Origin of the sequence: Arachnia rubra (genome assembly GCF_019973735.1) — a bacterium.
Taxonomy (GTDB): Bacteria; Actinomycetota; Actinomycetes; order Propionibacteriales; family Propionibacteriaceae; genus Arachnia; species Arachnia rubra.
Genome location: NZ_AP024463.1, coordinates 364,816 through 378,878 on the forward strand (window position 1 = coordinate 364,816; position 14,063 = coordinate 378,878).

At 62.6% G+C, this 14,063-nt stretch carries 13 protein-coding genes; 6 read left to right on the top strand and 7 right to left on the bottom strand.

Annotated elements, in window-relative coordinates; all coding sequences use genetic code 11:
• Window positions 1-69: 69 nt before the first annotated feature.
• The 6 genes from SK1NUM_RS01565 to SK1NUM_RS01590 all read right to left on the bottom strand — a co-directional run bounded on the left by SK1NUM_RS01565 (window position 70) and on the right by SK1NUM_RS01590 (window position 7,704).
• On the bottom strand, window positions 70-1,749 hold the full coding sequence (locus tag SK1NUM_RS01565; RefSeq protein WP_212324440.1) for an alpha/beta hydrolase: 1,680 nt from the start codon (window positions 1,747-1,749) through the stop codon (window positions 70-72).
• Entirely contained in the window at window positions 1,749-2,126 is a 378-nt protein-coding gene (locus SK1NUM_RS01570; protein ID WP_212324442.1) for a hypothetical protein, read from the bottom strand. Before SK1NUM_RS01570 ends, SK1NUM_RS01565 begins: the two co-directional genes overlap by 1 nt.
• A gap of 332 nt (window positions 2,127-2,458) precedes the next feature.
• Complete coding sequence (locus tag SK1NUM_RS01575) at window positions 2,459-3,787, bottom strand: hypothetical protein (RefSeq protein WP_212324444.1); 1,329 nt, start codon at window positions 3,785-3,787, stop codon at window positions 2,459-2,461.
• Between the two features lie 7 nt (window positions 3,788-3,794).
• Entirely contained in the window at window positions 3,795-5,885 is a 2,091-nt protein-coding gene (locus tag SK1NUM_RS01580; protein WP_212324446.1) for a hypothetical protein, read from the bottom strand.
• An 86-nt stretch (window positions 5,886-5,971) separates the two neighbouring features.
• Window positions 5,972-6,361, bottom strand: coding sequence for a nuclear transport factor 2 family protein (locus tag SK1NUM_RS01585; RefSeq protein ID WP_212324448.1), 390 nt, complete (start codon window positions 6,359-6,361; stop codon window positions 5,972-5,974).
• Window positions 6,362-6,537: 176 nt separating this feature from the next.
• Complete coding sequence (locus SK1NUM_RS01590) at window positions 6,538-7,704, bottom strand: hypothetical protein (RefSeq protein ID WP_212324450.1); 1,167 nt, start codon at window positions 7,702-7,704, stop codon at window positions 6,538-6,540.
• Window positions 7,705-8,245: 541 nt separating this feature from the next.
• Here SK1NUM_RS01590 and SK1NUM_RS01595 point away from each other — a divergent pair.
• Together SK1NUM_RS01595 and SK1NUM_RS01600 are read left to right on the top strand one after the other, a co-directional pair.
• Window positions 8,246-8,494, top strand: coding sequence for an antitoxin (locus SK1NUM_RS01595; protein ID WP_212324452.1), 249 nt, complete (start codon window positions 8,246-8,248; stop codon window positions 8,492-8,494).
• Complete coding sequence (locus SK1NUM_RS01600) at window positions 8,494-8,925, top strand: type II toxin-antitoxin system VapC family toxin (protein ID WP_212324454.1); 432 nt, start codon at window positions 8,494-8,496, stop codon at window positions 8,923-8,925. Before SK1NUM_RS01595 ends, SK1NUM_RS01600 begins: the two co-directional genes overlap by 1 nt.
• Window positions 8,926-9,034: 109 nt before the next feature.
• On the opposite strand, the gene SK1NUM_RS01605 is transcribed toward SK1NUM_RS01600, so the two are convergent.
• The gene (locus tag SK1NUM_RS01605; protein ID WP_212324456.1) at window positions 9,035-10,315 is read right to left on the bottom strand and encodes an alpha/beta fold hydrolase; all 1,281 of its coding nucleotides are present in this window, start codon (window positions 10,313-10,315) and stop codon (window positions 9,035-9,037) included.
• A 227-nt stretch (window positions 10,316-10,542) separates the two neighbouring features.
• Between SK1NUM_RS01605 and SK1NUM_RS01610 the strand changes: the two genes are divergently transcribed.
• From SK1NUM_RS01610 to SK1NUM_RS01625, 4 genes are read left to right on the top strand one after another with little or no spacing between them, the layout of a single operon-like run.
• Window positions 10,543-11,397 carry a glycosyltransferase family protein gene (locus SK1NUM_RS01610; protein WP_223927726.1) on the top strand — a complete coding sequence of 285 codons (855 nt, stop codon included), beginning with the start codon at window positions 10,543-10,545 and terminating at the stop codon, window positions 11,395-11,397.
• Complete coding sequence (locus SK1NUM_RS01615; RefSeq protein WP_223927728.1) at window positions 11,369-11,731, top strand: glycosyltransferase; 363 nt, start codon at window positions 11,369-11,371, stop codon at window positions 11,729-11,731. Before SK1NUM_RS01610 ends, SK1NUM_RS01615 begins: the two co-directional genes overlap by 29 nt.
• Window positions 11,728-12,927, top strand: a complete 1,200-nt coding sequence (locus tag SK1NUM_RS01620) for a glycosyltransferase (protein ID WP_212324460.1) — start codon at window positions 11,728-11,730, stop codon at window positions 12,925-12,927. Before SK1NUM_RS01615 ends, SK1NUM_RS01620 begins: the two co-directional genes overlap by 4 nt.
• The gene (locus SK1NUM_RS01625; RefSeq protein WP_212324462.1) at window positions 12,927-14,051 is read left to right on the top strand and encodes a glycosyltransferase family 4 protein; all 1,125 of its coding nucleotides are present in this window, start codon (window positions 12,927-12,929) and stop codon (window positions 14,049-14,051) included. Before SK1NUM_RS01620 ends, SK1NUM_RS01625 begins: the two co-directional genes overlap by 1 nt.
• The last annotated feature ends 12 nt before the right edge of the window (window positions 14,052-14,063 follow it).

Genomic DNA, 14,063 nt, shown 5'->3' on the forward strand with positions numbered 1-14,063 from the left:
GAACTCTGCTTTGCTTGTTCTTCCGCGTATTCATGGAATTCCTCTTGCCTTGCCGCAGCCTCCGATCAATCATCGGTCGACGGATGGGTCTTCGCCGGCTGCTATCTGACCGACGTCCTCGACGAATTCTGGGTTGTTCCAGTAGGCGGAGTGACCGCCGGAGCCGGATGAGATGTGAGTCATACCATCTATCTTGTCGGGTTCGGGCCCGAATTCCGAATCAAGCCACATCCTGGTAACAAGATCCCCGGTGTTTCTGGATACATACATGTGGTCTTTAGGAACGTTGAAGTCATGAACACTGTCACCATGGGCTCCTGGTGAGCCGTATAGGGTCGCAGCATCAACGACGCCTGTCTTTGATGATGTCAATGCCGTGCCCGTAACCAGGGAGCCGTAGGAATGGCCGGCGGTGGTCAAATTTGGGTCGGTGCCCTGCGACTGATGCCAGCTATGAATCCCCTCATGGAAGCTGTTCAACGCCGGGGCAGCCTCATCAGCTCTATTCGCGTTCATATACTCCCATTGGTGACCCTTGTAAGCATCGCTAATCTCTCCAACCTTGGGAGGCGCATCATAGCCAAGCCACGCCACAGCAGCCGTATTGTCGGCCCCTGCAGCGTTACGCGCTGCTTTCGCATGACCCAACAGGTCAGATAAGCCGCCTTCCTCTGCTCGCGCTGTTGTGCCAATCCCGGGGACCAAAGTCGTGACGTTCTCCGCTGTATCGACATCACCAACAGAGATGGCGGCCCGGACATCTCCGTCGCCGGATGCATCTAGGTAGAGCAGATTGTATGGAGATTTCGGAATATTATCACTGAGCAGGGGATCCCCGTTGGGATATATCAGTTCCTTGATCTTCTCCAAATCCTCTACCTTCAACCGAGCTTTGTCCACCTTCTGCTGTGCTGCTTCATATTCAAGACTATTCATGTCCCATTTATCGCGTGCCGCTTCGGCGGCCGCGAGCTCTTTTGCCGCCTTGGTCCTCTCTGTTTGAAGACGTATCTCATTCGCCTTACCGCGCGCGTCCATGGAGATGCCATCCAGGTTGCCGATAGCCTCTGGATGCTCAGCAATGATCTTATTCTTCTCATCCTCGGTGAGAGAGTTCCACCAGGCACTCACCTCCGTGGCCGACCAACCCTCTTGCGGCAGATCCGGCAGCCCCTGCGACTCACTCGCCGACGTCTCATCGCACTGGTAGGTGCCGTCGTAGACAGCCTTCAATCGGTCGCGGTAAGCCTCATCAACCTCGACGGCGCGATTAATGGCACCTGTGACCATGCCATCCAGTTCCGAGGATTTCGTGGACCTAGTGCTATTCTCTGCATCATCCGACTGCTTTAGTGCCTTGTCTGTATTCTCATTCCCAGTCCGTCCCGAATCAAATCGGTCATAATCTACAGTGCCGTCGGTGCTAATGGTGAGATAGGGGTATTGCTCTGTGAAGGATGTGCATTCCTGTACTTTGGTTTGTACATCCCATACGCCATTAGAGGCTTCTGAGGTGGCCATCATTAGCTCGGAGACATCATTAACCAGTGTGTCGAGATCTTTATTCAATGAGCCCAACGTGGTCAGCATCGCATCCACCGCAGTCCCTGTCGACTGAACCCGGCTCTTCGCGCCGGAGGCCTCCTGCGCCTCGGTCATCAATGTGCTGCGCGCGGTGGATAGGTTCTCGCTCGTGGTGTTGAGATTCGCCGGATCCCAATCTTGGATATCAGCCCATCCGATAGCCATCAGTTGTCCTCCATTCTGCTCTGCCAATCCCCGTAAGTACCTGTGCTTGTGGTCCCAGAATCATCCGACTGGGGAGGCGGCGTCCCCGCGGAACGCAGTGACGCCTCGACGTCAGCTTCATTCTGACCATACGAATTCGCAGCGGACTGCACGTCATCGCTGAGGTCCTGATATTTGTCCTTCACGGAGGTCCGCCGATTATCAACCTCGCTGGCCGTGGGCCCAATCCAGGAATTAGCCGACTCCGATCCCGGCATTGCCGATGGAGCATCGGCCATCGCCGTCACCAGATCGACGCCTCCAACATCACTGGCCACATCGCCAATATCCGAGGACAGCGCCTCCAGGTCGCCTGTCACGATATTTACATCACTCACAACGATCCTCCAAACCTGTTCACCCGAGCGGGGGCAGCCCACCGCCAGAAGTTTGCTACTGCGAACTCAATTGGTTTGCTAATGCTAACCCCCTTGGCTGGGTGAAACAAACCCCCTAGCCAGAAGCCAGAAATGTCTCGCGGCTCTGCCCGGTCGTGTGCGACCTGCGCAGAATCTGCCGGTGCCGCTGGCCCTGGGAACCAGGATCAATGCCGGGCTGCCATCACTGGTGATGTGGTGGATCTCGACGTCAGGCCGGGACGTAACGGCCTCCAAAGTCTCCCTCTCGGTGAGGGGGCAAAGGTTGCGGACCCTTGGGAATGCCGGACAGGTCAGGATGTCCCCAGGGTCAAGGTGGTGCGCTGGACGCAGTCCTTGCCGGAACAAGAACCGGAGGTGATCTCGATGATCTCGACGGGATCTGTGCGGGGTGTCAGCGGCTGATCTGGATCTTGGGTGCCCGGCAGCCAGGAGACGGGGGTGCCGGTCGGCGTGGCTTTGGTCGTCGGTGTTCTGAGTAGCCGGATGCTGCCGGTGGGTGTGAGCTGGTTTTTAACCGCCAGGCCGGTGATGTTTGTCCGGGCATCTGATCCGAGGTCCACGAGCTCGCGTGGTGTCTTCTGCCACTGCTGGACGTCTTTGGGGTTGATCGTGGTGCTGGCCGCGTCTATGAATCTTTCAGCCCACCCATAGGGGGTTACGCGATAGATGCGATCCACGGTGCTGCGGGATTGGCCGGTCGCGGGGTCAGCCAGGGTCAGCGTCACCGTGGCACAGGTCTCTTGGCAATAGGAGTTGTCGTTGCGTGGTGACAGGACAACGCTGTCGGCGGTGGAGCTGACGAGCCAGCCGGTGGCCGGCCAGCTGCTGGGCGGTGCCTCTGGGGCATCCAGGGAATAAGAGGAGATGGTTCCTCCATCGAGATAATAGGAGGAGATGGTTCCTTCATCGAGGTGTGAGAAAGGTGAGGTCTCCACGATGAGGGCATTATTCGTGAGGGCCTGGGCCAGGACATTGTGGTCAGTCTGCATGGTGCGCACCACCTCGCCGCTCTCGGCGGAAAGTACCACGATGGTCTGGGACTTCTTACCTATCGTTGCGTCGGAGTTATCCCATGGTGGAGAACCAACGGATGGTTCTTCCTCCCATACCGGGGCCAGGCGTAGCGCCATATACCGTCCATCGGGACTCGTCGAGATGTCGGCTCTTCTTGTGAGCTCCCTTTCATATTCTGTTCTTTTGTATTCCCTTCCGGGCTTGATGAGACGATACCAGCGCACCGAGCCATTGTCCGGATCCAGACTGACGACTGCGTTCTCCAACCAGAATTTCCGAATATCCGAATAGTTATCTCTCTTTCTGTTTCCCGTAAATATCACAGGGCCCGACGAGGTGGAAGTGATGTCGTTCTGGATCCAGAGCTCTGGAACCTGCCAGGTCACGCCAGGAGCTCCGGCCTCAGGGGATCCGATAACGCCCGCGTCCTGGGCGGCACCGGCATCGGCGATATGACCGAGGTCAACTGAGATATCGTCATGACTTGTGGACCGGTTACTCAGGGGCCAGATGCCATGTACCACCAGCGCCAGGGCAATGACGACTCCCAGGATCAGGAACCACGTGCGCCGGGAGATTGTGCCTGCAATGCTCTGAAGTTTCACAATGGCCTCATCTCACGCCGTAGACATGGGTGCTGTAGTGGTAATAATCATCGCTAAAAGGTTTCGGATTTATCGCCACGATCACCGCGCCGGGCGTTGCCAGGAACCGGAAGCTGCTAGCGAGCGTACTCTGGTAGTGCAGGCCGCTGACACGTTCTTCGAAAGACCCGCTGCCGACTGATGCCCAAGGAAGTGGTATGGAAGCTTCTGGAGAGCCGTCCCCGGGCTTGAGGACGATAGCCCCCTCTGCTTCGCCGGCCTCGTTGAGGTTCGTTCGGTAGCCGACCTCGGCTCCGGCTAGTGAGGTGGATTGGGCGGCGGAGTGGACGGTGCCGGTGGTGGTGTCCAGGATTGATCCTACCCAGGGGCCGCGCCCTCGATCGTATTCCGCGGAGGGAGGATATGTGACGAGCTGGCCGGAGGACATGGATGCGATGTAGTTGATGCCTCTAGCCTGGCCCAACGGGATACGCTTGACCCCCTCTGAGGTTCTTTTGGCTGCGATCTCATCAATGCTAACGGCCTCAACCTCTCGGCTGCCTTGGAATTTATCGGCGGGAGAACCATCAGCTATGACGCCCGCCCAGCCATCTATCAGGAGCCAGCGATAGCATTCATCCGCAGACTCATTATGTTCAGCGCACGGATTTACATTCTCCAATGTGGTGACTTGCGTCGGGTCAGTGTCTGGCACGAGTTCAAAATTTACGGCATACCGGTTGTAGCGAGCCTCTCGGATGAAGGTGGAGTGGCCGGCTGTTCCGGTGAAACCTGTGTTGTGTCTCTCTGGTTTTTTATCTGCGTTGTAGTCCTCATTCTCATGAGGGGGAAATGACCATAGGATTGATCCATCGGTTAATGAAATGGCAGTGTCACCCACTAGGGCGGCGGAATCTGTCAGCTGGAGCGAGCATTTCAGGTCGCAGAGTCTTTCTGCTGTGACGTGGCCTGTCATCGTGTCCAGGATGATGGTGAGGGTCCAGTTGCCGGAAGCTGCGATGATGAAGGCGATGTGCTTGCGGTCTGGGCTGGTTACCAGATAGGGCTCAGATAACGCCTTATTACCCTTTTGGGGTTCGGAGATATTCAGGTAGGTGGTGTGGTCGCGGTGATAGCTCCACAGCGTGGTGCCGTCCTCGGGGTTGAGGGCTTCCAGGCCGTCCTTGGTGAGAATGATGGGGCCACGAGCACCGGCGGCGATGTCGAGGGGGTGGGGTTTGAATTCCCGGCTCCAGGCCGCTGCGGTGCCCACCGTCGCGGGCATGGCTGGTAGGGCATCGTCGGATACCGGGGTGGCAAGCTGCTGGGTGACTGGCGGCTGGGCTAGCAGTGCCGGCGGTATCAGCGCCAGGCCCGGCACCATGAGCGCTGGGAGCAGCAGAGCAGTCACAGCCACGCCCCAGTGACGCTGCGGGATCGGTCCCTGGCCCAGGGTGATCCTCGTCGCAAACCGGGACATCCGGGCCAGCAGCGGCCTTGGGTCGTATCCCGGCTCTTCTTCAGGAGAATCGATCAGGAGGCAGCAACTAATGACGAAGCAGAGCACCGCCGTCAAAGCGGCTGCGATGTACAGGGACTGATCCGCATTCACCCCGTAGGTCTGGTAGATGCGCCACCAGTTCCAGACCAGCATCCCTGCGCTCGTCAGCGTGACGGCGACGCAGATCATCGTCAGCAGATCCCTGACGAACCGGGCAATCCGGCCTGCGATGACAGCGTAGAGGCTGCTGAGCCCAGCGGCCAGCATCAGGACCGCAGGTATGAACAGCCACCACAACAACTGCTCCATCTGGGCGGCGACTTTCCAGGGCCACCCCTCGGGGATCAGCTTGCGCCACTCCGGGAGCAATGTGGGAAATGGACCCATGAAGAAGGAGGACGCGATCCAGAGACACAGGGCGCCCAGGACAAACCCCGCGCGCAGGGCATGCAGGAAGGTAGTGCGGAAAGACTGAGGACGTTGAGTCTTGTCAGTCTCGTTGCGCGTCTCCTGAGCATCCTCATCAGCAGACGTGACCGCTGCCGCCGTCGGCTCATCGTCGACCAGGTCTGGCACGTCGTCGTGGTCGGAGGGTTTAGGCGAGTTGGGCTCCCTCATGGCACCAACCTAACTCCGGGGTGGGTCACGATCTCCGCTTCAGTGCAACGGGACGTAACGTCCTGCTGTGAGGGCGCTACTTGCCCTCAGCGCACGGGGAACATGGGGTTGCCGTTCACGGCTTGAGTGGTGGGGACCTCCTCCTGCATGACATCCCAGTGCTCCACGATCTTGCCATCCGCCAGCCGGAAGATGTCGACGGCGATCATGTCCTTGCCGTTCCAGTTCGTGTAACGGCCATGCACCATGACGTAGTCGCCGGACTCCATCGCGAGGCCCGGTTCGTAGGACGGGGTGGGGGCGTCGCTAGTAATGAAGCCGCGCAGCACGTCCAGGCCGTTGGGCATGGTCGGGTTGTGTTGGATCATGTCCTGGCCCCAGTAGCTCTCAGCGACAGCCAGGTCGCGGCGGTTGAAGACGGCGTCGAGATAGTCCAGGACCGCGTCCCTGTTGCTTTGACCGGTGGCTTTACTCATGGTTTTCCCCTCGTAGCGGTTTCGCGTCACGGACGACTATCGCACCCTAACCGCGTGCTCACCGGGGTCTGGGGATTGCCACCCCGACCGCGCGTCGGCATGAGAAAGCCGGCCGGTATTCAGCGGGTGTGTGGCTGAGCCCGGCCGGCGCTATTTCTCTATTCTTACTGGCGCTTCTACTGATTCCACGCCCTGACGAGCGCCTCCCAGTGGGCGTCGGTCATCTTCTGTGCAACGGTTTGCGTCGGGGTCACCCACACCCAGTTGCTCCCGCCTCGCACGGCCTCCTTCACGGCGGTCTCCAGTTCATCTGGGGTGATCAGATCCTCTCGTTCCCTGCCCCACAGGCCGACGGACAGCACTCCGCTTCCCCCGGTTCTCTCGGTGAAAGCGGCCGCGAGGTCCCGGGTCGGCAGGTAGTCGGGCTCGGTGCCGAAGTAGTCCCAGAGAACGAGCCGGTCTGCGGCGTCGGCCAGCAGCCCGTAGTCCTGCCCGTTGTCCTTCCGGTCCCCGTGGGGGTCGTTCCTGGGTGAGCGGACCTCCATCCACAACTCACAGCGACGATTCCCCGCGGAATGGACTGCGTCACGGACGCGGGCAACAAAACCGGCCATCGCCTTGCAACGCCATGCCACGATCCGCTCGTCATCGGTCTTGATATTGTTCGCATCGTCACGCGGCCAGTCGCTCTCGCCCGTCGCCGCGCGGAAATGATTCAGGTCGTCCTCTCCGTAGGTGCTGTCCTCGAAATACAAATCCGTGAGACTGATCGCCGATGGGTTGTATCTCTCCACTAGCTCAGTCGCCAGAGAGATGATATCTTTCCCGAATTTCCCTTGGGAATCTTCTTTGACCAGGGCTGTGAGGCTGGGGAGATTTGTTTTCGCGCGGCCCTCGGTGTCTATGCCCGCGAATTTAGGACACTTCTCGAAGAATCTCTCGGCCTGGGCGTCAACCACGAGGACGATTTTTTGTCCGGGATCGTCATCGCCGGAAAAGATGTTGATGGCATCCCGCAGCGGGTCCTTGTCGCCGTTTTCTCCGAAGTCGGAGGACCAGCTGCTCCTATCCTGTGAGGGGAAAGCGGTCCAGTCCACCCGCCCGGCGACGAGCCCGACCTTGTTGATCCTCGCCTTCTCGCACCAGCTGGCCAGCTCCTTGTGCCGGTCGGTCCCAGCCGTGACGTCCGGCATCGCGACGCCGATCATCCGGTACTTCGGCACCGTGCTTCCGTCGTCACCGTGCGCGGCCAGTCCCCCCAGCGAGGCCAGGGCCAGCCCTCCCAGGGACGCGGTCAGGACCACACGCCGATTCAGTTTTCCCGGATTCTCATTCATATTCATAGTGACATATCCAATCTCGTGATTTCTTGGGGGGTGTGTTGAAGGTTTTGGGTGCAAACCACTGACGGAAAGGCTGCCATTCCGGCATATGACTGCCGGGCAAGGTGTCTTTTGGGCAGTGGGCTGCTGATTCTCGATTCGGGAAGTCGTCTAGAAATAAACAAGACGCAAGGGCGGACGTCAATCGCCGCGCATTCCGGCGATGGCCACTTCCTAGGTTGTGCTCAACGCTGCCCCCAGCATAGGGGGATGCCGGAGGGAGACGCAATAGGGTGCCGTTGTGCCGCAGTACGGGATGGGCCAATCGGGGATCTTAAAGTGTAAATAGTTGTAGATAGAACTATTTCCCGGCGTATCGTCCTGTGAATTCTCCTTGGTCACGCCGGGCTGGTCGTTCCCCTGGCCACCCACGACGAGGTGCTCAGTCGCAGGACGGGGCGGAGCCAGGGCCACTACGTCAGCGCCGCGAGAGCGGTCCGGTGCCATGGGGAGATAAGGCAATATATACTTTATTATAGCTATTAGTTGGGAGGTCGGCCGGGTGAGCCAGGTTACGACAGTTTTCAAGAACGGCGGATCGCAGGCGGTGCGGATACCCGCCGCGTATCGGTTCGACACCGACAGGGTCTACATCAGGCGTGACGACAATGGGGACGTGGTGCTTTCCACTAGGCCTGGTGCGTGGGATGCCTTCATCGAGGCTGTCACCGGACTGGATGTGCCCGATGACTTCCTTGCGCCAGAGACTCGCCAGGCCGAGGAGCGAAACCTGTTCGACGGGGAGGGCTAATGCGGTACCTCCTTGACACCAACATTGTTGGCCAGCTCATGCGTGCGCATCCGGTCGCGCTTGAGCGGCTGGCACGTCACGGGACTGATCGTGTTTTCATATCCGCTATCACCGAAGCTGAGATCTGCTTCGGCCTGGCGAAGAGGCCGGCTGCGGCCCGGCTGCATCGTGCGGTGGAGGTGCTGCGGGAGCAAGTCGAGGTGCTGGACTTCACCGCGCGCACCGCTCTGGTCTACGGATCACTGCGAGCAGATCTGGAATCATCTGGTATGCCCATGTCGCCTTTGGACACATTGATTGCCGCAACGGCCCTGGAGCACAGGCAGGATGACGCGGACATTGTTCTCGTGACAAGCGACCATGCCTTCTCTCGTATCCCGGGACTCGTAGTCGAAGACTGGACCGTCGAGGCATGCGGCGAAGGGCAGTGAAAGTCGTGCCGTAAGACGTGGTGCCGCCGGGAGCCTGGGGCGTAGGATCTCGCCGTGCTTGCTCTGGCGTTGTTTGCGGAACATCGCCAGGTCACGAGCCTGCCGGATCTCATCTTCCCTCGTTGATGAACTGCTCGGCGTCGGTTTTCTGCGGATAGTTGGGCAGCGGTGCTGGGGAGTCCTCGATGAAGGAGAGCAAGCTCTGCAACACCTCGGGGCTGTTCAACGAATGGCCCATCCCCTGGAAATACTGGGTACGCTCGATCGCCGGGTAGGCGTGGAGGTAGGCCAGCTGCTCCTTGCGCCCGACATAGGAGCATTCGCCGAGCATCAGCATCGCCGGCACCTTGGTCTGGCTGAACCGTTCCAGGTCGAGGGTGTTCATGGTGGTGGCGACGCGGATGTTGGTCACCATGTTGACACGCAGTGGGTTGCCTTGGAGCATCACCTCTCCGGCTTTGTCCTTGCAGACGGTGTACCGGACCAGGTCCAGCTGCTCCTGCTCTGTCTGCGCGGCTACCGTCTCCTCCTGCGAGACGAAGAGGCTGCTGGGGGGCAAAGCCACTCTGAGCATGACGCGAGGAGCTGAGACGACCGAGGGCAGCCTCCCACCGAACTTCGGCGCGGCCTGAGGTGGGGTGCCGGGCACATGGGCATTGGCGTAGTCGTTGGCGTTCGTGATGGGCAGGCCTCCTGGCTCGGAGAATACTGCCTTCGTGAGGTGGGGTTGGATGCGTTCGTCGGCGAGGGCACTCGCGAGCAGTGTGGAGCCATACGACTGGCCGATCGCCGTCAGGTTGCCGCTGGGAATTCTCGCGATGACCTCGGCCAGGTCGTCGATGTTGCGTTGATGTGAGTACTCCTCGGGACGCAGCAGGCCACTCATACCGCCTCCGGCCTGGTCGTAGGCGTAGACCTCGTAGCCGTGTTCCGTCAGCCCGCTGAGGAATCGCAGGTTGCTGGTGCCGATCATTCCTCCCGGACCACCATGGATGTACAGCACCGTGCCCTTCGGCTCCCCGGGCACCTGGGAGGGCAGGTGATAGGAGGCGATCCGGCTGCCGGTGCTCAGATCCCAGTACTCAGGCGACACCCCGGGCGGGGTTGCCGGCGGCATCGCCGACGGGTCACCCAGCGGCACGCACAGGTAGCCGAACAATGCCAGCTGCGCGCCAGCCAGCAACCCAATGAAAACGGTGCGGACCGGTCGCCTCCTGATCTGGCCACGCAGCCCTCGCCACACGATCAGGACCACCAGGCCCGTCGTCAGTACCAGCGCCAACAGACCGCCCCAGACGCCATTGGTGAGCAGCAGCATCCCATAGAACAATGGGATCGGAACCACGACCAACAGCAGCCAGACGCTGGTTAGCACCTTGAGGATCTTCATGTCTGCAAGCCAATCGCATCCATCCGCCGGGCTGCATCAGGCTGGTAACTGATTCTGCCCTGAGATTCCCTTAGCGAGAGCGCCGCCGTGTTGGCGTCGAGGCCTGTCAACTAGGGTTCAGCCGTTTATAAGAAAGCTCTCATGCCGGCCTCATGGGCCGCCTCATCATCGGTTGCGAAGCTCATACCAGTCCCCGAGAACGGGGACTGGAGAGAAAGGCAACGATCATGGCGGATACCTACCGGGTCCTGCTGTACAGCCATGACTCCCTAGGCCTGGGGCATGTGCGACGCAACCTGACCATCGCTCACCACCTGGTCAGGCATCTTCCCGAGGCCACTGGGGCCCAAGTGGCGGGCCTGCTGGTCTCGGGACTCGCCGACGCCTCCGGATTCCCCCTGCCCGAGGGATTCGACTGGCTGACCATTCCCGGGGTCACCGGCACCATCCACGGCTACCGGCCACGACGCCTCCCCGGCGCCACCGGCGAGCTGATCAAGCTCCGCTCCCAGCTGCTGGAGGGCGCCCTCCTCGGCTTCAACCCCGACCTGGTGATCATCGACCGGCACATCTACGGCGTGATGAAGGAACTCCAGGAGCCGCTGCTGAAGCTGCGCATCCTCAACCCCAGCGTCAAGGTGGTGCTCGGCCTGCGTGAGGTCCTCGACGACCCGCAGATGGCAGCCGTGGGATGGGAGCGCCTCGGGCCTCCCGAGCAGCTGCGCGACGTCCTCGACGAGATCTGGGCCTACGGTGACCCCGACGTCTACGACCCCACCACCACCGGTGAGATCCCGTCCGCTCTGACGGACTGCATCCGCTTCACCGGGTACCTCGCCCACGACCGCCACATCGGTGAGGACAGCGAACCCCTGGCCCCCCGGCCCTTCGTCCTGACCACAGCCGGCGGAGGCTCCGACGGGCACGAGCTGCTGCGCGCCGCCGTCGCCATGCGACCCCCCCGCCGGGCACGAGAACATCATCGTCACCGGACCGCAGCTGGACGACGCCGACTACGAAGCCATCGCCGCCCAGGCCGGCCCCGGCACGCAGGTGCACCGTTCCTGGCCGGGCCTCGGTAGCCAGATCGACCAGGCCGCCGCCGTCATCGCCATGGGCGGCTACAACACCGCCTGCGAGATCCTCGCCACCGACACCCCGGCGCTGGTCGTCCCCCGCGAGACCCCTACCCCGGAACAGCTGATCCGCGCCCGCGCGCTGCGCGACGCCGGAGCCATCGACGTCCTGCGTGCCCCAAGCGTCACCGCCGACGCCCTCAGCGCCTGGGTCGCCGGCGCCGTCACCCGGCGGGTCGGCCGGTCCCACATCGAACGCGACGGCCTGGCCGCCACCGCCGGTTTCGCCGCCGACCTGCTGCTCGATGACGAAGGCTCGAAAAGGGAGGTAGTGGCATGACCCGCATCGGATACGTCCTGAAGGTGTACCCGCGGTTCTCCGAGACCTTCATCGTCACCGAGATCCTGGCCCGCGAGGCCCAGGGCGACGACCTGCGGATCTACGCGCTGCGACCCACCACCGACGCCCGCTTCCACCCCGAGATCGCCCGGGTGCGCGCCCACGTCTCCTGGGTGCCATATGTCACCAATGCCAGCGACTTCTGGCTCCAGCTCGGCGACGCCCTGCGGCACGACGACCTGCGCCGCCGCTTCGCTGAGATTGCCCCCGTGCTCGCTGAGCTGCCCGCCGACGAGGTGGCGCAGGGCGTCTGCCTGGCCAACTCCGTGATCGAGGACGGCATCGACCATCTCCACGCCCACTTCGCCTCCCTGTCCGGGCGGATGGCGTGGGTCGCGTCACAGCTGACCGGGGTGCCTTACACCGTCACCACGCACGCGAAGGACATCTACCACGAGTCGGTGAACCGGCAGTGGCTGCGCCGCGTCTGCGGGGACGCCGACCGGGTGGTCGCGATCAGCCGCTTCAACGAGCGCTACCTCCAGGAGGTGCTGGCAGGGTCCGGGGCGAATATTTCCCTGCAGTACAACGCCCTTGAGCTGGAACGCTTCCCCTACCGCGACCCCATCCAGCCCAGCGTCCCGCTGCGCGTGGCGACCGTCGGCCGGCTCGTGCCGAAGAAGGGCTTCCCCCACCTGATCGACGCCGTCGCCAGCCTCGGCGTGCCCGTCGAGCTGGACATCGCCGGCGGCGGTGAGCTGCACGACGACCTCGCCGCCCAGATCGAGCGCCTCGGCCTCAGCGACCGGGTACGCCTGGTCGGGCCGCTGACCCAGAACGAGGTGTCCGACCTGATCCGTAGCGCCCACGTCTTCGTCGCGCCCTGCATCCCCGCCGACGACGGCAACATCGACGGCCTGCCGACCGTGGTGCTGGAGGCCATGGCCATCGGCACCCCGGTGATCGCGACGTCGGTCAGCGGACTGCCGGAGGTCGTGCACGACGGCGTCACCGGCATCCTGACCGAGCCCGGCGACGTCCCCGCCCTCGCCGAGGCCCTCACCCGGCTGGCTGAGGGACAGGTGCCCGTGATCACCCTCGCTCGCAACGCCCGGGCCCTCATCGAGGAACAGTTCAACAGCCGCCGCCAGGCCGCGGCCCTGACGGCCTGGGTGAACGGGACGAAGGAGAGCTGATGCGCATCGCCTACGTGAACGTCGACTCGGGAATCCCTGTCTTCGGCACCAAGGGAGCCTCCGTGCACATCCAGGAGGTGGTGCGCGAACTGCTCCGCCGCGGCCATGAGGTCGTGGTCCACACCACCCGCGCCGGAGACGAGATCCCCTTCGACCTGGCCGGCCTCAAGGTCGTCGAGACCCCCGTCACGACCGATGAGCCCGTCGCCCGGGAACGCGCCCAGCAGAACGCCTCCGCCCAGATCGCAGAACGCATCATCGCCGACGGAACCGACCTGGTCTACGAACGCTACTCGCTGTTCAGCACCGTCCTGGCCGACGTCGTCGCCACGACCGGGGCAGCCGGGGTCCTGGAAGCCAACGCCCCCCTCATCGAGGAGCAGCGCACCCATCGCGTGCTCGTCGACGAGGCGGCCGCCGAGGCTGCCCTGCGCCGGCAGGTGCAGGCCGCGGCCGTCACCATCGCGGTCTCCGACCCGGTCCGCGATTGGGTGCGGGAACGCACCGGGACCGAGCGCGCATACACTGTCCCGAACGGGGTCAGCACCACCCGCATCACCCCCCAGACCGAGGCCGGCGGCGACCCGGTGGTGACCTTCGTCGGCACCCTCAAACCTTGGCATGGCGTCGCCGACCTGCTGTCCGCCGCCGCCCTGGCCCAGCAGCCCTGGCAGCTGCGGATCATCGGCGACGGGCCCGAGCGGGCCGCCCTTGAGGAGCAGGCCGGGGCCCTCGGCATCACGGTGGACTTCCGTGGCGCTGTCGCCCCCGCCGACATGCCGCTGCACCTGGCTGGGTCCGCGATCGGCGTCGCCCCCTACCCGGACCTCGGCGGGGAACAGCAGCAGTACTTCTCGCCCCTGAAGGTCTACGAATACCTAGCGGCGGGGCTGCCGGTGGTGGCCTCCGCCGTCGGGCAGCTGCCGCAGATCCTGAGCGAGATCGGCACGCTCGTGCCGCCCTCCGACCCGGCCGCGCTGGCTGCCGCCATCGACCGCCTTGCCGCCGACCCTGGGCTGCGCGCCGAGCTGGGACGGCGGGGCCGCGAGCAGGCCGAGGAGCGGCACAGCTGGGCGGGAGCCGTCAACTGCATCCTCGAACTGGCCAGGAGGTCCGGTGGCTGAACGCGGAAGGAG